Annotated in this window: 16 protein-coding genes, 1 tRNA gene and 3 pseudogenes; 10 read left to right on the top strand and 10 right to left on the bottom strand. The window is 67.6% G+C overall.

Annotation, left to right across the window (positions count from 1 at the left end; translation table 11 throughout):
* Positions 1-55: 55 nt before the first annotated feature.
* Together mtaB and dapF are read right to left on the bottom strand one after the other, a co-directional pair.
* Positions 56-1309, bottom strand: coding sequence for a tRNA (N(6)-L-threonylcarbamoyladenosine(37)-C(2))-methylthiotransferase MtaB (gene mtaB, locus TY51_RS02025; protein WP_042245203.1), 1254 nt, complete (start codon positions 1307-1309; stop codon positions 56-58).
* Positions 1306-2132 (bottom strand): annotated as a pseudogene (dapF, locus tag TY51_RS02020) (diaminopimelate epimerase). Before dapF ends, mtaB begins: the two are co-directional and overlap by 4 nt.
* Before the next feature lie 95 nt (positions 2133-2227).
* Between dapF and TY51_RS02015 the strand changes: the two are divergent.
* From TY51_RS02015 to TY51_RS01980, 8 genes are all read left to right on the top strand, one after another.
* Positions 2228-2303: transfer RNA gene (locus TY51_RS02015), tRNA-Lys, on the top strand.
* 124 nt (positions 2304-2427) lie between these two features.
* The gene (locus tag TY51_RS02010) at positions 2428-3654 is read left to right on the top strand and encodes a glutathionylspermidine synthase family protein (RefSeq protein ID WP_042245331.1); all 1227 of its coding nucleotides are present in this window, start codon (positions 2428-2430) and stop codon (positions 3652-3654) included.
* A gap of 19 nt (positions 3655-3673) precedes the next feature.
* Complete coding sequence (locus TY51_RS02005; protein WP_042245200.1) at positions 3674-4258, top strand: DUF1190 domain-containing protein; 585 nt, start codon at positions 3674-3676, stop codon at positions 4256-4258.
* A gap of 8 nt (positions 4259-4266) precedes the next feature.
* On the top strand, positions 4267-4773 hold the full coding sequence (locus TY51_RS02000; protein ID WP_042245197.1) for a gluconokinase: 507 nt from the start codon (positions 4267-4269) through the stop codon (positions 4771-4773).
* Between the two features lie 85 nt (positions 4774-4858).
* Entirely contained in the window at positions 4859-5764 is a 906-nt protein-coding gene (locus TY51_RS01995) for an ABC transporter substrate-binding protein (RefSeq protein WP_042245194.1), read from the top strand.
* The gene (locus TY51_RS01990) at positions 5764-6903 is read left to right on the top strand and encodes an ABC transporter permease (protein WP_042245191.1); all 1140 of its coding nucleotides are present in this window, start codon (positions 5764-5766) and stop codon (positions 6901-6903) included. The genes TY51_RS01995 and TY51_RS01990 overlap by 1 nt, the downstream gene beginning before the upstream one ends.
* Positions 6900-7835 carry an ABC transporter ATP-binding protein gene (locus tag TY51_RS01985; protein WP_042245189.1) on the top strand — a complete coding sequence of 312 codons (936 nt, stop codon included), beginning with the start codon at positions 6900-6902 and terminating at the stop codon, positions 7833-7835. The genes TY51_RS01990 and TY51_RS01985 overlap by 4 nt, the downstream gene beginning before the upstream one ends.
* On the top strand, positions 7832-8569 hold the full coding sequence (locus TY51_RS01980; RefSeq protein WP_042245186.1) for an ABC transporter permease: 738 nt from the start codon (positions 7832-7834) through the stop codon (positions 8567-8569). The genes TY51_RS01985 and TY51_RS01980 overlap by 4 nt, the downstream gene beginning before the upstream one ends.
* Here the strand turns inward: TY51_RS01980 and TY51_RS01975 are convergent.
* Complete coding sequence (locus tag TY51_RS01975; RefSeq protein ID WP_042245328.1) at positions 8566-9240, bottom strand: GntR family transcriptional regulator; 675 nt, start codon at positions 9238-9240, stop codon at positions 8566-8568. The genes TY51_RS01980 and TY51_RS01975 overlap by 4 nt on opposite strands.
* Positions 9241-9370: 130 nt before the next feature.
* Between TY51_RS01975 and TY51_RS01970 the strand changes: the two genes are divergently transcribed.
* Both TY51_RS01970 and TY51_RS01965 read left to right on the top strand, forming a co-directional pair.
* On the top strand, positions 9371-10069 hold the full coding sequence (locus tag TY51_RS01970; RefSeq protein WP_042245183.1) for an aspartate/glutamate racemase family protein: 699 nt from the start codon (positions 9371-9373) through the stop codon (positions 10067-10069).
* Between the two features lie 34 nt (positions 10070-10103).
* Positions 10104-11459: an NCS1 family transporter gene (locus TY51_RS01965; RefSeq protein ID WP_042245181.1), complete on the top strand. Its 1356-nt coding sequence runs from the start codon at positions 10104-10106 to the stop codon at positions 11457-11459.
* A gap of 36 nt (positions 11460-11495) precedes the next feature.
* Here the strand turns inward: TY51_RS01965 and TY51_RS01960 are convergent, their stop codons facing one another.
* The 7 genes and pseudogenes from TY51_RS01960 to TY51_RS01935 all read right to left on the bottom strand — a co-directional run.
* Positions 11496-13883 carry a glycogen/starch/alpha-glucan phosphorylase gene (locus TY51_RS01960; protein WP_231558857.1) on the bottom strand — a complete coding sequence of 796 codons (2388 nt, stop codon included), beginning with the start codon at positions 13881-13883 and terminating at the stop codon, positions 11496-11498.
* A gap of 25 nt (positions 13884-13908) precedes the next feature.
* Positions 13909-15051: an alpha-glucosidase C-terminal domain-containing protein gene (locus tag TY51_RS23875; RefSeq protein WP_373960248.1), complete on the bottom strand. Its 1143-nt coding sequence runs from the start codon at positions 15049-15051 to the stop codon at positions 13909-13911.
* 29 nt (positions 15052-15080) lie between these two features.
* Positions 15081-15782 carry an alpha-amylase family glycosyl hydrolase gene (locus tag TY51_RS23870; protein WP_156117831.1) on the bottom strand — a complete coding sequence of 234 codons (702 nt, stop codon included), beginning with the start codon at positions 15780-15782 and terminating at the stop codon, positions 15081-15083.
* Positions 15779-17863, bottom strand: a complete 2085-nt coding sequence (gene glgX, locus TY51_RS01950; RefSeq protein WP_042245178.1) for a glycogen debranching protein GlgX — start codon at positions 17861-17863, stop codon at positions 15779-15781. The genes TY51_RS23870 and glgX overlap by 4 nt, the downstream gene beginning before the upstream one ends.
* Positions 17860-19283 (bottom strand): annotated as a pseudogene (gene glgA / locus TY51_RS01945) (glycogen synthase GlgA). Before glgA ends, glgX begins: the two are co-directional and overlap by 4 nt.
* Positions 19283-20506 (bottom strand): annotated as a pseudogene (gene glgC, locus TY51_RS01940) (glucose-1-phosphate adenylyltransferase). Before glgC ends, glgA begins: the two co-directional pseudogenes overlap by 1 nt.
* A gap of 55 nt (positions 20507-20561) precedes the next feature.
* On the bottom strand, positions 20562-21053 hold a 492-nt coding region (locus TY51_RS01935; RefSeq protein ID WP_042245176.1), incomplete at its 5' end, for an alpha amylase C-terminal domain-containing protein.

Here is a 21053-nt window from a genome sequence, read left to right as displayed (position 1 = left end):
CGCAAATACCCCGGGGGAGCCCGAAGGGCGGGGGCAGCGCCCCCTGCGACGCCGCTCAGACCGTCAGCCGCTGGCCATCATGACCCGCGACGGTCAGTGTCATCAACGCGCCTTCGGGCTGGTCGCTGGCAAAGGTCACCTCGGTGAACTGCTCGGTCCGGCCAAGGCGTGGACCTTCGGTCAGGACACGGTGCGTGCGGCCGACCTGCGCCTGCAGATGCGTGCGCAGCGCCGCGTCGCCCGCCGCCCGCAGACGCGCGGCCCGGTCGCGGATCGCCGGGCCTGCCACGGCGGGCATGCGCGCGGCGGGCGTGCCCTTGCGCGCCGAATAGGGAAAGACATGCAGGAAGGTCAGACCGCAATCCTGAACCAGCTTCAGCGAATTGTCGAACATCGCCTCGGTCTCGGTCGGGAAGCCGGCGATGATGTCGGCGCCGAACACCATGTCGGGACGCAGCCGCCGCGCCTCCTCGCAAAAGGCGATGGCGTCGTCGCGCAGGTGGCGGCGCTTCATCCGCTTCAGGATCATGTCGTCGCCCGCCTGCAGCGACAGGTGCAGATGCGGCATCAGGCGCGGCTCAGACGCGATGGCCAGCATCAGGTTCTCGTCCGCCTCGATCGAATCGATCGAACTGATGCGCAAACGCGGCAGGTCCGGCACCAGCCGCAGGATGCGCATGACCAGATCGCCAAGCCGCGGCGTGCCCGGCAGATCGGCGCCCCAGCTGGTCAGGTCCACCCCGGTCAGCACGACCTCGTTGAAGCCGCGCCCGACCAGGCGCTTGATCTGCTCGATCACCACGCCTGCGGGTACGGACCGCGAATTGCCGCGCCCGAAGGGGATGATGCAGAAGGTGCAGCGGTGATCGCAGCCGTTCTGGACCTGCACATAGGCGCGGTGCCGCCCGAACCCGTCGATCAGATGGCCTGCAGTTTCCCGCACCGACATGATGTCGTCCACGATGACCTTTTCGGTGTCGCCGATCAGGTCGGGGGCGCGCGAGGTCGCCCAGGTGGCGGGCTGCATCTTCTCGTGATTGCCGATGACCTTGGTGACCTCGGGCATGGCGGCAAAGGTCTCGGGCTCGGTCTGGGCGGCGCAGCCGGTGACGATGACCGGCACGCCCGGATTCTCGCGCGACAGACGGCGGATCTCCTGGCGGGCCTTGCGCACGGCCTCGGCGGTGACGGCACAGGTGTTCACAACGACCGCGCCGGACAGGCCCGCAGCCACGGCCATCTCGCGCATGGCCTCGGTCTCATAGGCGTTCAGGCGACAGCCCAGGGTGGAGAAGATCGGCGCGCTCATGCCAGCCACGCGGGCGTCAGGACCCCTTCGAACACGATGGCGGTCGGACCCTCCATCCAGACGCCGTCCTCGCGCCAGTCGATCAGAAGTTGCCCACCCGGCACATGCACGGTCACCCGCCGATCCGTCAGCCCGCGCCGCACGGCGGCCACCACCGCCGCACAGGAACACGACCCGGATGCCAGCGTCGGCCCTGTCCCGCGTTCCCAGATCCGCAGCCGGATCGCGTCGCGCGACAGGACCTGCACGACCTCGACATTGGTGCGTTGGGGATACAGCGGGTGATGTTCGTGTTCCGGGCCGAACCGATCCAGTTCGACCGCGTCCGCGTCGGGCACGAAGAATGTCACGTGCGGATTGCCCATCCCCGTCGCCGCGGGATCGCCCGCGATCGGCAGATGGTCGATGTCGACATCGCGCGCAAGCGGGATCGCCTGCCAGTCCAGCACCGGGGCCCCCATGTTCACGCGGGTCAGCCCAGCCCCTGCATCCTCGGCCGACAGGACGCCGTGATCGGTACGCAGGCGCAGCGTCGCGGCCCCCGTCTGGTCCATCAGCCAGCGCGCGATGCAGCGCGTGGCATTGCCGCAGGCGCCGACAGCGAGCCGTCGGCGTTCCAGAAGACCAGCCGCGCGTCGGCGTCATCGCAATCCTCGACCCCGGCCAGCTGGTCGAAGCCCACGCCCCGGTGCCGGTCCGCGATGCGCGCGACAAGGCCCGCGTCAGGCCGGGCCAGCCCGCCGCGCAGATCCAGTACCACAAAGTCGTTGCCCAGCCCGTGCATCTTGAGAAAGGGCAGCCCGGTCGAATGAGAATGCGTCATGGCCGCGATATAGGCCGCACGGACCGATTCCGCCAGATGGGTTGATTTTTCCGCTTGACGCCACCGGCCACCCCCCCTAGGAACCGCCTCGTGATGGGCCCATAGCTCAGTTGGTAGAGCAACTGACTTTTAATCAGTGGGTCACAGGTTCGAATCCTGTTGGGCTCACCACTGTATCCTCCAATCTGCAGACCACCAGCCGCCCGCGGCGATCGGCATGCACGATGCCGGGGAATTCACCCGCGCGACATCCGGGGCACTGGTCCTTGGGGCGCGCAGCGGCTACATCTTGGGCATGCGCAAGATCACCCTTCCCGAACGCCCCGACCTGGCCGCCAAGGCCGCCGATGTCGGTTTCACCTTCGCCCATATGCATGGCGAGCCCTACTGGGACGAAACCACCGCCTATCAGTTCACGCTGGCCCAGATCGAGGACGACCTGGAAGGCCCCGCGACTGAACTGCACGCGATGGTGCGCCAGGCGGTCGATCGCATCGTGGCCGACCCGGCGCTGATGACGCGATTGGGCATCCCGCAGGCGCATCACGCGCTGGTCGCCGACAGCTGGGCGCGGGCCGAGCCCGAGATCTATGGCCGCATGGACCTGGTCTATGACGGCACGGGTCCGGCCAAGCTGCTGGAATACAACGCCGACACGCCGACCTCGCTGTACGAATCAGCGGCGTTCCAGTGGCAGTGGCTGGAGGATCAGCTGGCGGCGGGGCATCTGCCCGAAGGGGCCGACCAGTTCAACGGCATCCACGAGGCGCTGGTCGAACGGTTCCGCGGATTGTTCGCGCCGAACACAGACATCCATTTCACCGCCGTCGCGAACAATGCCGAAGACTATGCCACCGTCGAATCGATGGCCTGGGCCGCGCGCGAGGCCGGGTTGGGCGCGCATTACACCGACCTGGACAAGCTGGCCGTCAGCAAGGAGGGTCAGTTCCTGGACGCCGAGGACCGCGTGATCGGCACGCTGTTCAAGCTGTATCCGTGGGAGGATCTGCTGGCCGACGACTATGCCCGCCATATCGCGGGGTCGGGCTGCATGTTCCTGGAACCCGCCTGGAAGGCCGTCGTGTCGAACAAGGGCCTGCTGCCCGTCCTGTGGGAGATGTTCGAGGGTCACCCGAACCTGCTGCCCGCGTTCTTCGCCGACGACGTGGCCCCGGCCCTGGTCGAGGGCGGCCAGCCTGACCCGTCCGTGGCCCAGGCCTTTGGTCGCGTCGCGGACCAGTTCCGCGCCGCCCACGTGGTCAAGCCGATCTTTTCGCGCGAAGGCGCGGGCGTGGTCATCGTCGAGAACGGCGCGGTTACCGAGGCGTCCGAGAACCACGATTACGACGGCCATGCGCGGATCGTGCAGGCCTATCACCCGCTGCCCGAATTCGAGGGGTTCCGCCCGGTGATCGGTGCCTGGATCGTGGGCGATGCCTGCGCGGGCATCGGCATCCGCGAGGATCGCGCCCGCATCACCCAGGACCTGTCGCGCTTCAAGCCGCATTTCATCGCGGGCTGACCCGCCAAGGAGGATTTCCATGAGGACACGTTCACGGACCGTCGCCCTGACCATTCTTGGCGCTGCCGCCTTTACCGTCGCGGGCTGCCGGGACGAACAGGTCGAGGCGCAGGCCTTCCCCGATCTGGCCAGCTGCCAGGCGGCGGCGACCAGTGGCGGGCTGGTCACCGCCGACCAGTGCAGCCAGGCCTTCGCCGAAGCCGAGGCCCTGCATGTCGAGGCCGCCCCCCGCTATGACAGTCTGGCCGTCTGCGAGGAACAGCACGGCGCCGGCAATTGCGGGTCCGAGGATCAGCAGGTGTCGCAGGGCGGGTCGGGCAGCATCTTCATGCCGCTGCTGGCCGGCTATCTGATCGGCAGCATGCTGGGCCGCGCGGGCGGCGGGATGGCCGCGTCGCAGCCGATGTACCGCAACGCCCAGGGCGGGTTCACCAATGCCGCCCGGACCACCAACTTCGGCAGCAACGCCGGACGCGCCGCGATGTCGTCGCAGAACTTTGCGCGTCCTGCGGCGACGGCGGGTCAGGCCCCCATGTCGCGCGCAACGGCTGCATCGCGCGGCGGTTTCGGCGGGTCCAGCGCGGCGCGCAGCGTCGGCGGCTGAGGCCACCCATGCGACCGATCCTGGTCATGGGCATCTGCGGCACCGGCAAGTCGACCGTGGCGCAGGGCGTGGCCGACCGGCTTGGCGGCAGCCTTGTCGAGGCTGACCTGTATCACGACCAGGCCAGCGTGGCGCGGATGGCCGCGGGAATGGCCCTGACCGACGACATGCGATGGGGCTGGCTGGACCGGGTGGCAGCGGCGGCGGCCCATGCGCCGCGGCGTGCGGTGATCGCCTGTTCGGCGCTTGGGCGGGCCCATCGCGACCGGTTGCGCGCGGGCACCGGGCCGCTGGACATCCTGTTCCTGCACGGCGATCGCGCCCTGATCGCGGCGCGCATGGCGGCACGCCGAGACCACTTCATGCCGGTCAGCCTGATCGACAGCCAGCTTGCCGCGCTGCAACCCCCCGATCCGGTGGCCGAACGCGCGGTGTGGCTGGATGTCGCGCAGCCGATCGACCGGATCATCGATCGTGGGGTTTCCGCCGCGACGGCATCGTCGCCACGCGGCTGATCCGGCAACGCGCCGGAACCAAATCGCCGCGCGGGCATTTGCACTGTCGAGCCCAACAATGCCGTCCGCGCGACAGGAGATTCCCATGAAAGCCCTTACCCCCATCGCCGCGCTGCTGATCGGCATCGCCGGCACCGCCGGCGCGCAGGACATCACCGTATCGTCCAAGATCGACACCGAGGGCGGCCTTCTGGGCAACATGATCCTGCTGGCGCTGCAGGACGCGGGCCTGCCGGTGCAGGACCGCCTGCAGCTGGGCGGCACGCCGATCATGCGCGACGCGATCACCTCGGGGCAGATCGACATCTATCCGGAATACACCGCCAACGGCGCGTTCTTCTTCAACGAGGCTGACAGCGAGGTCTGGAAGGACGCGCAGGCAGGGTTCGACCGCGTGTCCGAGCTGGACATGGAGCAGAACGAGATCGTCTGGCTGAAGCCTTCGCCCGCCAACAACACCTGGGCCATCGCCCTGCGTCAGGATGTCGCGACCGAGAACGGGCTGGAAACCATGTCCCAGATGGGCGAATGGATCACCGGCGGTGGCGCGATCAAGCTGGCGGCCTCGACCGAATTCGTGACCTCGGCCGCGGCGCTGCCGGCGTTCCAGGAGACCTATGGCTTTGCGCTGACGCCCGACCAGTTGGTCCAGCTGTCGGGCGGAGACACGGCCGCGACCATCGCGGCGGCGGCGCAGCAGACCTCGGACGTGAACGCGGCGATGGTCTATGGCACCGATGGCGGCATCGCGCCTGCCGGTCTGGTCGTGATGGCCGATGATCAGGGCGTGCAGCCCGTCTATCAGCCCGCCCCCATCATCCGCGCCGAGGTGCTGGAGGCCCATCCCGAGATCCGCGACATCCTGGCGCCGATCTTCGAATCGCTGGACCTGGAAACCTTGCAGGAGCTGAACGGCCGCATCCAGATCGGCGGTGAACCCGCCGCCACCGTCGCCCGCGACCACCTGACCCAAGCGGGTCTGCTGGACTGATGCGCCCCCGGCTGGACCGGCCCGGCCTGCTGTTCGCAATGATCGGACTGGCCGGGTTGGCCCTGCCGCTGGTGCAGTTCAAACCGAACCGCATCGTGCTGGGAGAGGGGTCGTCGCTGACCGCCGCCGTGCCCCAAGGCCTGATGGTGACCCTTGTCCTGGGGGCGGTGCTGGTTGCCGGCTGCCTGCGCTGGCCGCCCGCCTTGCGCCTTGGCGCGGCTGCGGCGGCGCTGTTGGCCGTGCTGTTGGCCCTAGGAGCCGCGGCAGGGCATCTGACCCCGCCGGACAACACGCTGGCGCGGGTGGCGCCGTCGGTCGGGTTCTGGCTGATGGCGCTGGCCTTCGCGCTGATGCTGGCTGACGCGCTTGCACGACTGAACCCGGCGCTGTGGCTGCGCTGGCTGATTCTGGCGGGGACCGTGGCGGCGATCGGTGCCCTGTTGGGTTCTGGCGCGCTGGACGGGGTGTCCGTCATGCGCGAATACGCGGCACGCCAGGACATCTTTCTGCGCGAAGCGCGGGCGCATCTGACGCTGGCCTTCGGGTCGCTGGCGCTGGCGCTGCTGATCGGGCTGCCGCTTGGGGTGGCGCTGTATCAGGCGCGGTCGCTGCGCGGGCCGGTCCTGTCGGTGCTGAACATCCTGCAGACGGTCCCGTCGCTGGCGCTGTTCGGCGTGATGATCCCGGTCTTTGGCTGGATCGCGGCCAACGTGCCCGGCGCGGCGCAGGCGGGGGTGGCGGGCATCGGCCTGTTCCCGGCGCTGGTGGCGCTATTCCTGTATTCGCTGTTGCCGGTCGTGTCGAACACCCTGACCGGGCTGACCGGCGTGAACCCCGCAACGCGCGAGGCCGCGATCGGCCTGGGCCTGACGCAGACGCAGCTGCTGACCCAGGTGCTGATCCCGCTGGCGCTGCCGGTGCTGCTGGCGGCGGTGCGGATCGTGCTGGTCCAGAACATCGGGCTGGCGGTCATCGCGGGCCTGATCGGCGGCGGCGGCTTTGGCACCTTCGTCTTTCAGGGCCTGAACCAGACCGCGATGGATCTGGTCCTGCTGGGCGCCCTGCCCACCATCGCGCTGGCGCTGACCGCCGGCATCGCCCTTGATCTGCTGGTGCGTTCCAGCCGGAGGTCCGCATGATCGACATCCAGAACCTGACCCGCATCTATGACGGCCGCGCCGCGGTCGACGATGTCAGCCTGACGGTCGAACCCGGCCAGATCGCGGCCCTTGTCGGCACGTCGGGGTCGGGCAAGACGACGCTGTTGCGCATGATCAACCGGCTGGTCGAACCCAGCAGCGGGCGCGTGCTGATCGATGGGCAGGACACGCGAGACGTCGCCCCCCACCTGCTGCGCCGCCGCATCGGCTATGCGATCCAGGGCCACGGCCTGTTCCCGCACCGCACCGTCGGCCAGAACATCGCCACCGTCCCGCGCCTGCTGGGCTGGGACCAGACCGCGATCCGCGACCGCGTGGACGAACTGTTGACCCTGTTCCAGATGGAGCCCGACCAGTTCCGCGACCGCATGCCCCATGAGCTGTCCGGCGGCCAGCAGCAGCGCGTGGGCGTGGCCCGCGCGTTGGCGGCGAAACCCGACCTGCTGCTGATGGACGAACCCTTTGGCGCGCTGGACCCGGTGATCCGCGCCAAGGCGCAGGCCGACCTGCGCGACATCCAGCGCCGTCTTGGCACCACGCTGATCTTGGTCACCCACGACATGGAGGAGGCCGTCACCCTGGGCGACCGCATCGCCGTCATGGACAAGGGCCGCCTGGTTCAATACGCCCCCCCGTCCGAGATCCTGACCGCCCCCGCCACGCCCTTCGTGCGCGACCTGATCGGGCTGGACCAGCGGCCCTTTCACCTGCTGTCGCTGACCCCGGCCTATGCGCTGGCCGCCGAGGGCCATGCGAACGGCCCCGCCCTGCCCCGCGACGCGACCCTGCGCGACGCGCTGGCCGAATGCCTGTGGAGCGGCCGCGACGCTGTACCGGTCGAGGGGGGCGGCGTCATCACCTTGGCCGCCCTGCGCGCCCAAGCCGCGCCGCAGGCCCGGGCAGCGGAATGATCGGACGCGTCCTGCTGGCCTTGGCCGCGGCTTTTCTGGTGGCATTTCTGGCCAGCCCGGACAGTTTTGCGGCGATCTTTCAGCCCTTCACCCGCAACAACGCGCCCGCGATCTATGCCCAGACCCCGCTGTGGTCGCTGACCCTGTCGCATCTAGCGCTGGTGGCGCTGGCGGTGGTCGCCTCGACCGTCGTGGCGCTGGTGCTGGCGGTGCTGGTCACGCGGCCGGCGGGGCGTGAATTCCTACCCTTGGCGCGCACGATCACCAGCGTCGGCCAGACCTTTCCGCCTGTCGCGGTGCTGGCGCTGGCCGTGCCGATCATGGGGTTCGGTGCCGGGCCGACGCTGGTGGCGCTGTTCCTCTACGGCCTGCTGCCGGTGTTCGAAAACACCCTGGCCGGCCTGACCACCCAGCCCGCCAACGTGGCCGAGGCCGCGCGCGGCATGGGCCTGACCCACCGCCAGCGGCTGTGGCAGGTGGACCTGCCCCTGGCGCTGCCGGTGATCCTGGGGGGCATGCGGCTGACGGCGGTGATTTCCCTAGGCACGGCCACGATCGGGTCCACTGTCGCCGCCCGCACCCTGGGAGAGGTGATCATCGCGGGTCTGCTGTCGTCGAACACGGCCTTCGTGCTGCAGGGCGGGCTGGTCGTCGGCATCATCGCCGTGCTGATCCACGAAGGGTTTCAGGCGCTGGAGCGGATCGCCGCCCGCCGCACCGGTCTGGACCGCTAGCGTCCCCGCAATGCCGCCGACAGCGCGCCCGTCACGGGCAGCGCGTCGTCGAACCGGATTCCCGCCTCGATATGGCGCAGATGCGTGTCCAGCAGGGACAGGGCCCGCCCCTCGTCCCGCGCGGCGATGGCGGCGACGATGCCCGCGTGTTCGTCCTCGGCGCACAGCGTCGCGTGGCCTTGCGCATACAGCCCGATGATCAGCGACGACCGCATCGTCAGCTCGTCCAGATAGCGGGCCAGCACCGGGTTGCGGCCGATCCGCGCCAGCAGGATGTGGAACCCCCGCGACAGGCGGATGGCGACGGGGCGGTTGTCCTGCCCGCGGGCCGCATCCTCGGCCGCCAGATGAGCCTGCAGGTCGGCCAGGTCCTGCGCATCGGCCAGGCGGACGGCATTGCGGCAGATCGTCGTCTCGATCGCGCGACGCGCCTGGAACACGTCGCGGGCGTCCTGCGGCGTCGGGGTCGCGACATAGGCGCCGCGGTTGGGCAGATGGTCCACCACCTGCCACCCGGTCAGCATCGACAGCGCGCGTCGCACATGGGCGCGGTTGCAGTCAAAGATATCCGACAGCGCCTGTTCGCCCAGCTTGGTCCCCGCACGCAGCCGCTGATCGGCAATTGCGTCCAGGATGCTGTCCACGATCAGTGTTTCCAAAGGCTTGTCCATGGTTTCCAATTTGCACCTTCCTTGGGCCTTCGCAACATTGTTCCGCCCTTAAAGGCGGCAGAAAAATATGATTATAGATTGTTAACAATGTCTGGTAACAATAGGGCGACACAGGAACACGGAGACGCCAATGAAGCTGGTCGTGATCAACCCCAACTCCACCGTATCGATGACCGACAAGATCCTGGCATCGGCCCGCGCGGTGGCCGCCCCCGGCACCGAGGTCGATGGCCGCACCGCCCACGGCGCCCCCGCCAGCATCGAGGGCCATTTCGACGAGGTGATGTCGGCCGCCCACCTGCTGCGCGAGGTGCAGCAGGCCCAGGCCGAGGGTGCCGACGCCATCGTGGTCGCCTGTTTCGACGACCCCGCCATCGGCGCCTGCCGCGAAGTCGCGACCGGCCCCGTGCTGGGCATCTGCGAGGCGGGCATCAAGGCCGCCAGCATGATCGCCACGTCGTTCTCCATCGTCACCACCCTGCCCCGCTCCGTCCCGGTGATCGAGGAATTGGTGCGCAAGTACGGCCTTGACCACCAGTGCCGTCGCGTCCGGTCGGCGGAAATTCCGGTCCTGGCCCTGGAAGAGCCCGGATCGAATGCACGCCAACTGGTTCGTGCCGAAATCCTGCGCGCCATCGAGGAGGACCGCTGCGAGGCGGTCGTTCTGGGATGCGCCGGCATGTCCGACCTGACCGAATGGCTGAGCCACGAGACGGGCATTCCCGTCATCGACGGCGTGACCGTCGCCACCAAGTTCGCCGAGGCGCTGGTCGGCGCCGGGCTGCTGACCTCCAAGATCGGGGCCTATGCGCACCCAATCCAAAAATAAGAAATCCGCCATCTCCACACAGGGAGTATCCCCCATGACCCATACCGGAACGATCACCGATCACGCCCCACACGCCATAGACGACAAGAAACCGGGCGAGGAGAGCCTTGCCCCCCAGACCACCCGCATCATGGACCCCTGGTCCTATCTGTTCGCCTGGCTGGGCGGCTGCGTCAGCATCGGCACCTTCACCGTCGGATCGGGGCTGGTGGGCACGCTGAACCTGATCCAGACCATCACGGCCATCACCATCGGCTGCACCGTCATCGGGCTGGCGCTGATGATCAACGGGCGCGCGGGGCACAAGTACGGCATCCCCTTCATGGTGCAGGCCCGGTCGTCCTTCGGCTTTGCCGGAACGCGGCTGCCCGCGCTGGTCCGCTCGGTCCCGGCGATCGTCTGGTACGGCTTTCAAAGCTGGATCGGCGCCGGCGCCCTGAACCTGGTTTCCGAAACCATGTTCGGCTACTCCAACATCTGGGTGTTCTTCGTAGGCTTCCAGTTCCTGCAGATCGGCCTGTCGGTGCTGGGCTTTCACGGCATCAAGTGGCTGGAGAACATCGGCGCCGTGTTCATCATCGGCGCGCTGATCTATATGTTCTTCAGCGTGATCAACCAGTACGGCGACCAGATTAGCACCAACCTGATCCAGGCCGAAGGCACTTGGGGCGCGCCGTTCTGGGGGGCCACGATGCTGTTCCTGGGCGTCTATTCCACGATGATGCTGAACGTGTCGGACTATTCGCGCGAATTGCAGCATCGCGTGGGGTCCGTACGGCAGGTCGCGATCTATGCCAACTCGATCCTGCCCGCGACGCTGTTCATGGGGATGATCGGCCTGATGGTGTCGTCCGCCACCGGCGAGGTCGACCCGATCAAGGTCTTCTCCAGTGCGGTGGACAACCCGATCCTGCTGGTGGTGACGCTGCTGTTCATCGCCTTCGCGCAGGTGACGACGAACATTCTCAACAACGTGGTGCCGCCCGCCTATGCGATGATGGACGTGTTCAAGCTTCCGTTCAAGGCGGCGGCGGTGATCGTGGGCCTTCTGGCCTTCGCGACCTTCCCCTGGCTGCTGGTGCGCGACGAATCCGCGGCGGGGCTGGGGCTGTTCATCCAGACCTACAGCGCGTTCCTGGGGCCGATCTTCGCGATCCTGGTGGTCGACTATTACGTGATCCGCCGCCAGACGCTGAACCTGGACCATCATTACGACGCCGAAGGCCCCTATCGCGGCTGGAACCCGGCGGCGGTCATCGCGACCGTGGTGGGCGTGGTCGTCGCGCTGATCTTTTCGGGGATCAGCTGGTATGCCAGCCTGATCCCGGCGGGCGTGACCTATTATCTGCTGATGCAGCACCTGCCCGCGGCGCAGCGGTTCCGCGCCTGAAACGAAAAAGGCCCCCGGTGACGGGGGCCTTTTGCCTTATGCCGGCACCACCGGCACCGCGTGCCAGATGTCGCGCATGTATCCCCGGATCGTCCGGTCCGAGGAGAAGAACCCCGACCGCGCGATGTTCAATGCCGCCATCCGGTCCCAGCCCGCCTGATCCGCATAGGCGCGGTCCACCGCGCGCTGTGCCGCGAAATAGGCGTCGAAATCGGACGCGACCAGGAACGGGTCGTCGTTCCAGGTCCGGTCCAGCAGCGTGTAATAGCTGTCGGCACGGCCGAACCGCCCCTCGGCGATCAGCTGCAGGGCGATCTTCATGTCCTCGGACGCCTCGATGGCGGCGCGGGCATGGCCGGGGCGGGCCTTTTCGGCCGCAGCCTCCTCGGCGGTCAGGCCGAACAGGAAGAAGTTCTCGGCCCCCACATGTTCGCGGATCTCGACATTGGCGCCGTCCAGCGTGCCGATGGTCAGCGCGCCGTTCATCGTGAACTTCATGTTGCCGGTGCCGGACGCCTCCTTGCCCGCGGTGCTGATCTGTTCGGACAGATCGGCGGCCGGAATCAGGTCCTCGGCCATCGAGACGTTATAGTTCGGCGGATAGGCGATCTGCAGGTATTTCGACGTGACCGGGTCGCTGTTGATCTTGGCGGCCACGTCGTTGATCAGGTGGATCACCGATTTCGCCAGCCAGTATCCCGGCGCCGCCTTGCCGCCAAAGATCTTGACGCGCGGCGTCCAGTCGCCGTTCGGGCTGTCATGGATGCGTTTCCAAAGGGCGATCGCCTCCAGCACGTTCAGCAGCTGGCGCTTGTATTCGTGAATGCGCTTGATCTGCACGTCGAAGATCGCGTCCGGGTCGGCCTTGACGCCCAGTCCGGCCAGCAGCCCGTCCGACAGGGCGACCTTGTTGGCGCGCTTGGCGGCGTGCAGATGCTCCAGGAAGGTCGCGTCGCCGGCATGCGCCTCAAGGCCCGTCAGCTGGTCCAGGTCCTTGGTCCAGCCGGTGCCGATGGTGTCGTCCAGCAGGCGCGTCAGCGCCGGGTTCGACATGCGCAGCCAGCGGCGCGGGGTCACGCCGTTGGTCTGGTTCACGATCCGGTCAGGATGCAGCTTGTGCAGGTCGGCAAAGACCGTGTCCTTGACCAGTTCCGTGTGCAGCGCCGACACGCCGTTCACGCGGCCCGCCATGATGAACGCCAGCTCGCCCATATGGACCTGGTCGCCATGCACGATGCCGATATGGGTGGGGCGGTTGGTGGTCTTGCGGTGATCCTCGTCGATCATCTGGATGATCTGCATGTGGCGCGGCAGGACGCGGCCCATCAGCCAGGTCGACCACCGCTCCAGCGCCTCGGGCAGCAGGGTGTGGTTGGTATAGTTCAGCGTCCGGCGCGCCAGATCCTGCGCGCGATCAAAGGCCATCCCGTGCACGTCCATCAACAGGCGGATCAGCTCCGGCCCGGCGATGGCGGGGTGGGTGTCGTTCAGCTGGATCGCGACCTTGTCGGGCAGGATCGCCAGGTCGCCATGTTCCGCCAAGAACCGCGCCAGGATGTCCTGTAGCGCCGCCGAGGTCAGGAAATATTCCTGCTTCAGCCGCAGCTCCTTGCCCGATTCCGTGGTGTCGTCCGGATACAGGACGCGCGACAGCGTGCGGGCCAGCGCCTCGGGTTCGGCAGCGGCGGTGTGGTCGCCCGCGTTGAAGCGTTTCAAGTCCAGCAGCGTGGTCGGGTGCGCGCCCCACAGCCGCAGGCTGTTGGCCCAGTCCCCGCCCCATCCGATGACCGGCGTGTCATAGGCGCGCGCCACGACGCTTTCGCCCGGATGCCAGACGGCGTGCCCGTCGACCGTGTCGACATGGCCCTTGAACCCGATCTCGTAGCTGTAGTTGATGCGCACGAATTCCCACGGATGCGGCTGGTTCAGCCAGTCCTCGGGGGTCTCGACCTGCTGGCCGCCCTCGAAGCGCTGGCGGAACAGGCCGTGTTCGTAGCGGATGCCATAGCCGAAGGCCGGGCAGGACAGCGACGACAGCGATTCCATGAAGCACGCCGCCAGACGCCCCAGGCCGCCGTTGCCCAGTGCCGCGTCGGGTTCGTCGTCCAGGATCACCTGTTCGTCCAGACCCAGCAGGGTCAGCGCCTCGCCCATGGCGGGTTCCAGGTTCAGGTTGATGATCGCATCGCCCAGGATGCGGCCGATCAGGAATTCCATCGACAGGTAATAGACCCGCTTGGCCCCCTGATCGCGGGCGGCGCGGATGGCGCCGACCCAGGGGCCGACCATCAGGTCGCGCACCGTATAGCTGACGGCAAGGCGCCAGTCGAAAACGGTTGCGAATTCGGGACCGCGACCCTGGGTGTGGGTCAGATGATGCAGGATCTGGTCGCGCAGATCCTGTGCCGACAGGGAATGGGTCAAATGCGGCCTCATGGGCTTGGGAAAATCAGGACAACCAGACGCGGCCATAGGGCGGCAAAGCCAGCATGTCGTCATGCAGCGTCACCGTCGCATCGGACAGGATGTCGCGCATGTCCGTCACGCCTTGAAAGCGCAACCAATCGCCGCTGATCTGTTGCCAGCTTTCCGTGAAGTTGAAAAGACACAGAATGCCGCCCTGAGGGGCGCGGCGTGCGAATGCCAGCAGCGCGGCGTTGCCGCAGTCCAGAATTTCGGTCGGATGCCCGCCATGCAGGCGGTCGCAGGACCGGCGCGCGGCCAGAATGGCGCGGGTGCCGTGCAGAACGCGCCCCTCGGGCGTGTCCGGGTCGGCGCTGGCGCGGGCGGCGCGGTCCCAGTCCATCGCGGGACGGTTGATCCAACGGCTGTCATGGGCGTGCTCCGGCACGTCCCGATAGCCGTGGTCGTTCACCATCGCCAGTTCGTCCCCCATGTAGATCAGGGGAATGCCGCCAAAGGACGCGATCAGCGCATGGCCCAGCAGGATGCGGTCCACGGCCCGGTCGATGGCCAGCGGATCGGCCGCGGCCAGACCGGCCTCCAGCCCCGCCAGCGCGGCAAAGCTGCCGGCGATGCGCTTGTCGCCGGTGTCCGGGTTCTGCTGGAACAGCACGCCGCGGGCAAAGCTGCCCGGATAGCTGCCGTCATAGAAATCCGACAGGAAGGCGCGATGCGCGGCGCCCGACAGGCCCAGGGCGCCTGCGTCCTCATCGGTGATCGCCCATCCGATGTCGTCGTGACAGCGGATATAGGTCGCATAGGTCGCGTTGGTCAGCACGGGCGGGAAATGCGTGGCCAGCACATGCGTCATCAGCCGCGTGTCGCGCGTGGCCAGCGCCGACCAGTACTGGACCATCAGGCTGTTGTGATAGCACAGGTTGCCCTCGCGCCCGTCATGCTCGCCGCGCCCGAAATAGGTCAGCATCTCAGCCGGGCCGACGATGGCCTCCTCCAGGTGGATCACTGCATTGGCGGCAATCCGGGTGCAGGCGCGCAGCGCGCGCAGGATCAGGTGCACCTCTGGCTGGCTTTGGCACGTGGTGCCGATGCGCTTCCACATGAAGGCCACCGCGTCCAGGCGCAGCACATCGACGCCCTTGTTGGCCAGATTCAGCATGATCCGCACGATCTCCAGGAAGACGCGCGGATTGGCCCAGTTCAGGTCCCATTGATGGTCGTTGAACGTGGTCCAGACCCATTTCCCGAATTCGGGTGGTGGGTGAAACTGCCCGGCGCGGTTTCGGGAAAGATCTCGATCAGCGACTGTTCATAGGCGCGGGGCAGCGTGTCGTCGTCGAACATCAGGTACATGTCCTGATAGGCCGGATCGCCCGCCGCCGCGCGTCGCGCCCAGTCATGTTCGCGCGCCGTGTGGTTCAGCACCAGATCGACGCACAGCGACATGCCCCGGTCGCGCAGCCCCCCCGCCAGCCGCGTCAGGTCCGACATGCGGCCGTAAGCCGGATTGATCTGGCGATAGTCCATCACCGAATAGCCGCCGTCGCTGTCGCCCGGACGCGGCATCAGGCAGGGCATCAGGTGGACATAGCTGATCCCCAGATCGCGCAGGTAATCCAGCCGGTCATGCACCCCCGACAGCGTCCCTGCAAACCGGTCGATATAGAAGACATAACCCGCCATGCCAGAGCGCTGGAACCAGTCGGGTTCCAGATCGCGGGCCAGGTCCAGGCGTTTCAGGTCGGCGGGACGCGCGGCCCATCCTTCGCGCAGCGCGGCCTCCAGTTCGGCGCGAAAGGCGTCGAAATCGGGCCGTTCGCCGTACAGGCGTTCCAGCACGGGCCACAGGTCGGGCGCGCTGCGCGCAAGGCGCATGTCAAAGATCGAGGGGGCTTGGGTCATGATACGCTCGGGGTGGTCAGGACAAAGGCCGCGACGCTGTCGGCGGCAATGGATTCAACGTCATTGGCGGGCAGGTCCGGGTCGTCGTCGCGCGCACTGTCCAGACGGCGGCGCCACTGACCCTGCGGTGCGTCGGGCAGGCGCACCTGCGCGTCGGGGCCGTTGTTGAAGACCAGGAACACCGCCCCCGGCAAGGCGGCATAGGCGGGGGTGCCCGACGCCATGCGCATCTCTGCCGCCAGCAGGCGGTGGTCGGGGTCGTTCCAGTCGTCGGGTGACATCGCCGCGCCATCGGCACGACGCCAGAACAGGTCGGGCAGCCCGTCCTGTTCGCGCGGCTGGCTGTGCAGGAACCGCTTTTGCCGCAGGATCGGATGCGCGCGCCGGAACGCGATGACGCGCCGCACGAAGTCCAGAAAGGCCGGGTCCGCGTCGTCCCAATCGACCCAGCCCGTTGCATTGTCCTGGGCATAGGCGTTGTTGTTGCCGCCCTGGCTGTTGCCCAACTCGTCGCCCGCCAGCAGCATCGGCGTGCCTTGGGACAGCATCAGCGTGGCGATCAGGTTGCGGCGGCGGCGGTCGCGCGCGGCGGTGATCGCGGGGTCGTCGGTCGGGCCCTCGGCGCCCATGTTGTCGGACAGGTTGTGGTTGTGGCCGTCGCGGTTTTCCTCGCCATTGGCCTCGTTGTGCTTGTCGTTGAAACTGACCGTGTCCATCAGCGTGAATCCGTCATGCGCGGCGACAAAGTTCACCGAACTGGTCGCCGGGCGACCGTCATGGTCGAACCGCGCGGCCGATCCCGCCACGCGCTTGGCCAGCTTGCCGATCAGGCCCGGATCGCCCCGCCAGAACCCGCGGATCTGGTCGCGATAGCGGTCGTTCCATTCGGCAAAGGGCGCGGGGTATGCGCCCAGCTGGTACCCGCCCGGCCCGATGTCCCAGGGTTCGGCGATCAGCTTGACCCGGTTCAGCACCGGGTCCTGACGGATCGCGCGGAACAGCGGCGCGTCGCGGTCGAACACCCCCCGCGTCCGGCCCAACACCGATGCCAGGTCGAACCGGAACCCGTCCACATGCATCACCTGCACCCAATAGCGCAGCGAATCCATGACCAGCCGCAGCGTGAAGGGGCTGTCCAGGTTCAGCACGTTGCCGGTGCCCGCGTCGTTGACATAAAACCGCCGATCCTCGGCCAGGCGGTAATAGGACGCGTTGTCCAGCCCGCGGAACGACAGGGTCGGGCCCAGTTCGTTGCCTTCGGCGGTGTGGTTGTAGACGACGTCCAGGATCACCTCGATTCCGGCCTTGTGGAACCGGGCGACCATCTGCTGGAATTCCGCGATGTCGCCCGTCTGCATGTAACGCGGTTCGGGCGCGAAGAACCCGTAGGACATGTAGCCCCAGAAATTCGTCAGCTTCTTGTCGGTCAGAAAGCGGTCGTCGGCAAAGGCGTGGACGGGCAGCAGCTCGATCGCGGTGACGCCAAGCCGCGTCAGGTGGTCCAGCACGGGTTCGGACGCCATCGCCAGATAGCTGCCGCGATGCGCGATGTCGGTGCGCCCCGCGGTCAGTCCCTTGACATGCGCCTCGTAGATCACCGTTTCCGACAGGGGCCGGTGCAGGGCGCGGTCGTCGCCCCAGGCAAAGCTGGGGTCGACGACCACCGATTTCGGCATGTGCTGCGCGCTGTCGCGGCGATCGAATGACAGGTCGGCATCGTGGTGCCCGACCTTGTACCCCATCAACGCGTCATGCGCCGCGGGCCGCCCCGTCAGCCGCTTGGCATAGGGGTCGATCAGCAGCTTGTTCGCGTTGAAGCGGTGACCTTCGTGCGGGCGATGGGGGCCGTGCATGCGAAAGCCGTACTTCTGGCCGGGACGCAGCCCCTCGATATGGCCATGCCAGACATGGCCGTCGCGTTCGGGCAGATCGACCCGCGTCTCGCGGTTGCGTTCGTCGAACAGGCACAGCACGGCCCGTTCGGCGTGCTGGGAGAACACCGCAAAGTTCACCCCGGCACCATCGAAGGTCGCGCCCAGAGGCGTGGGGTGACCTGCGGTCATCGCGATGGTCTGGGTCATGACGGGTCGGTCAGCCTTGCATAGAGATCGGCATAGGCGCGGGCCGATTGCCCCCACCCGACGGGATGGGCCATGGCGTTGGCCTGCATCCGGGACCAGGTGTCCCGGTCCGCGTAAAGGGTCGCCAGCCGCATCAGCGCACCGCGCAACGCCACGGCGGTGACGGGCGCGAACTGGATGCCCGTGGCCACGCCGCGCGCCAGCCCCGCGGGCGATGCGTTGATGACCGTGTCGGCCAGCCCCCCGGTCAGCGCGACGACCGGGATGGTGCCATAGCGCAGGCCGTACATCTGCGTCAGCCCGCAGGGTTCGAACCGCGACGGCACCAGGATCGCGTCGCCCCCCGCAATCAGTCGATGAGAGAACGCCTCGTCATAGCCGATGCGCACGGCGACGTTCGGATCCGCCGACGCCTGCCGGAACGCCTGTTCCAAGCCCGGATCGCCCGATCCCAGGACCGCCAGTTGCCCCCCCGCCGCCAGCAGCGCGGGCAGCGTCTCCAGCACCAGGTCCAGCCCCTTCTGATGGGTCATTCGCGACACGATCACGCATAGCGGCCCGTCCGCCTGCGGCAGGCCCAGTTCGGCCTGCAGCGCAGCCTTGGCGGCGGCCTTGCCCGCCGGGTCGGCGAACGCCACGATCGCCGGGTCGGTGGCGGGGTCCCAGGCCTGTTCGTCGATGCCGTTCAGGATGCCGGTCAGGGCCGCCTGCCGGTGGCGCATGACCCCGTCCAGGCCCATGCCGAATTCAGCCGTCATCAGTTCGTCCGCATAGCTGGGCGACACAGTCGTCAGCGCATCCGCGCCCATCAGCCCGGCCTTCAGCGCCGAGATGCCGCCCCAGAATTCGTATCCCTCGCTGTAGAACCGTGCGGGGTCCAGGCGCAGGGAATGCAGCCGCCCCGGATCGGTCGATCCGGTAAAGGCGATGTTGTGGATGGTCAGCACCGTCCGCACGTCGCCCCCGCCCATGCGCGGCAGGTATTCGGTCATGAAGCCCGCCTGCCAGTCATGCCCGTGCAGCACCTGCGGACGCCAGCCGCCCGCGCCATGGGCCGCGACATGCGCCCCGACCCAAGCCAGCGCGGCAAAGCGTTCGGGGTTGTCCGGCCAGTCGCGCCGTCCGGGCCCAGATAGGGATTGCCGGGGCGGCCATACAGATGGGGTGCGTCGATCACCAGCAGGTCCAGCCCCGCGCCCCGCCCCTGCAGCAGGACCGCGGGGCCGCCGAACAGGTCCTCGAACGCGTGCACGGCCTCGGGCTCCTGCAGGGCGGCCATCACCGCCGGGTAACCGGGGACCAGGCTGCGCATCTGGACGCCCACGCCGGCCAGCGCGGCGGGAAGCGCGCCCGTGACATCGGCCAGCCCCCCGGTCTTGACCAGGGGGGCGATTTCCGAGGCGACCGACAGCACCCGCATCACAGGGATGCCGCCCGCCGGTCCAGCATGTCCTGGGTGATCAGGGTCACGCCGCCCTCGCTGACGCGGAACCAACGGGCGTCGGCCTCGGGGTCCTCTCCGACGATCAGCCCTCGGGGATGATGACGCGGCTGTCGATCACGACGTTGCGCAGCCGGGCATGGCGGTTCACGGTGACATAGGGCAGTACCACCGCGTGATCCAGGACCGCGTAGCTGTTGGTGTGCACCTCTGTGAACAGCAGCGAATTGCGGATCTCGGTCCCCGAGATGATGCAGCCCCCCGACACCATCGACGATATGGCCACACCGCGGCGGTCGGCCTCGTCATGGATGAACTTGGCGGGCGGGGTGCTTTCGGAATAGGTCCAGATCGGCCATTCCGTATCCCACAGGTCCAGATCGGGCGTGAAATCGGTCAACGCGATGTTGGCCTGCCAGAAGGCGTCGACCGTGCCCACGTCCTTCCAATAGGCCGGCGCACCCGGATCGCGGACGCAGGAGGTGTCGAACCGGTGCGCCATCGCCTTGCCGTTCTTGACGATGTCGGGGATCAGGTCGGTGCCGAAATCATGGCTGGAATTCGGGTCCTGCGCATCGCGCAGCAGCAGGTCGCGCAGGAACGCCCAGTTGAAGACATAGATGCCCATCGACGCCAGCGCCTTGTCCGGCGCACCGGGCATGGCGGGCGGGTCGGCAGGTTTCTCCAGGAACGACACGATCCGGCCCGTGGCATCGATGTCCATCACGCCAAAGGCCGTGGCCTCCATCCGCGGCACGGTCAGGCAGCCCACGGTGACATCCGCCCCGCTGGCCACGTGTTCGCGCAGCATGATCTCATAGTCCATCTTGTAGATGTGGTCGCCCGCCAGGATGATGATGTAGTCGACGTCGTAATCGTCGACGATGTCGATGTTCTGGGTCACCGCATCAGCCGTGCCGCGGTACCAGTGATCCTCGGACGTGCGCTGGCTGGCGGGCAGGATGTCCAGGAATTCGTTGCGTTCGGCGCGGAAAAAGTTCCAGCCGCGCTGGCAATGCCGGATCAGGCTGTGGGCCTTGTATTGCGTGGCGACCGCGATCTTGCGGATGCCGGAATTCATCGCGTTCGACAGGGCGAAATCGACGATGCGGGTCTTGCCGCCGAAATAGACGGCGGGCTTGACGCGCCGGTCGGTCAACTCCTTCAGGCGACTGCCCGGCCCCCGCCAGCACGAATGCCATCGCCCGGCGCGTCAGCCGTTGCGTTTCCACCATGGTCCTCTCCTCCCTCATGAATTCAGCCTGCCGCCACGAAGATCACCACGGACAGCGGCGGCAGGGTCACAGCCATCGAAGCCGGCTGACCGTCCTGCGGTTCCCCGTCCGCCGTGACGCCGCCCAGATTGCCCATGCCGCTGCCGCCATAGGCGGTGGCGTCGGTGTTCACCGCCTCGCGCCAGTGGCCCGCCTGCGGCACGCCGATGCGGAAACCGGGACGCGGCACCGGGGTGAAGTTGCAGACCACCACCACCGGCGGATCGCTCGCATCGCCGCGGCGCACCCAGACATAGGTCGACTGCGCCGGATCGGTCGCGACCCACTGGAACCCCTCGGGTTCGGCGTCCTTGACGTGCAGGGCGGGGGTGTCGCGATACAGCGCGTTCAGATCGCGCACCAACGCCTGCACACCCTGGTGCATCGGCTGGCTGGCCGCGTGCCAGTTCAGCTCTCCGTTGTGGTTCCATTCTTCGGGCTGGCCGAACTCGCAGCCCATGAAAAGCAGCTTTTT

It is taken from the genome of Paracoccus sp. PAMC 22219, assembly GCF_000787695.1.
Lineage (GTDB): Bacteria > Pseudomonadota > Alphaproteobacteria > Rhodobacterales > Rhodobacteraceae > Paracoccus.
The sequence above is the reverse complement of the archived record's forward strand: the minus strand, read 5'-3'. Positions and strand labels throughout refer to the sequence as shown.

Bases quoted from the DNA above. Each gene is read 5' to 3' on its own strand.
- mtaB (WP_042245203.1), bottom strand. From the start codon at position 1,309: ATGAGCGCGCCGATCTTCTCCACCCTGGGCTGTCGCCTGAACGCCTAT.
- TY51_RS02010 (WP_042245331.1), top strand. From the start codon at position 2,428: ATGCGCAAGATCACCCTTCCCGAACGCCCCGACCTGGCCGCCAAGGCC.
- TY51_RS02005 (WP_042245200.1), top strand. From the start codon at position 3,674: ATGAGGACACGTTCACGGACCGTCGCCCTGACCATTCTTGGCGCTGCC.
- TY51_RS02000 (WP_042245197.1), top strand. From the start codon at position 4,267: ATGCGACCGATCCTGGTCATGGGCATCTGCGGCACCGGCAAGTCGACC.
- TY51_RS01995 (WP_042245194.1), top strand. From the start codon at position 4,859: ATGAAAGCCCTTACCCCCATCGCCGCGCTGCTGATCGGCATCGCCGGC.
- TY51_RS01990 (WP_042245191.1), top strand. From the start codon at position 5,764: ATGCGCCCCCGGCTGGACCGGCCCGGCCTGCTGTTCGCAATGATCGGA.
- TY51_RS01985 (WP_042245189.1), top strand. From the start codon at position 6,900: ATGATCGACATCCAGAACCTGACCCGCATCTATGACGGCCGCGCCGCG.
- TY51_RS01980 (WP_042245186.1), top strand. From the start codon at position 7,832: ATGATCGGACGCGTCCTGCTGGCCTTGGCCGCGGCTTTTCTGGTGGCA.
- TY51_RS01975 (WP_042245328.1), bottom strand. From the start codon at position 9,240: ATGGACAAGCCTTTGGAAACACTGATCGTGGACAGCATCCTGGACGCA.
- TY51_RS01970 (WP_042245183.1), top strand. From the start codon at position 9,371: ATGAAGCTGGTCGTGATCAACCCCAACTCCACCGTATCGATGACCGAC.
- TY51_RS01965 (WP_042245181.1), top strand. From the start codon at position 10,104: ATGACCCATACCGGAACGATCACCGATCACGCCCCACACGCCATAGAC.
- TY51_RS23870 (WP_156117831.1), bottom strand. From the start codon at position 15,782: ATGACCCAAGCCCCCTCGATCTTTGACATGCGCCTTGCGCGCAGCGCG.
- glgX (WP_042245178.1), bottom strand. From the start codon at position 17,863: ATGACCCAGACCATCGCGATGACCGCAGGTCACCCCACGCCTCTGGGC.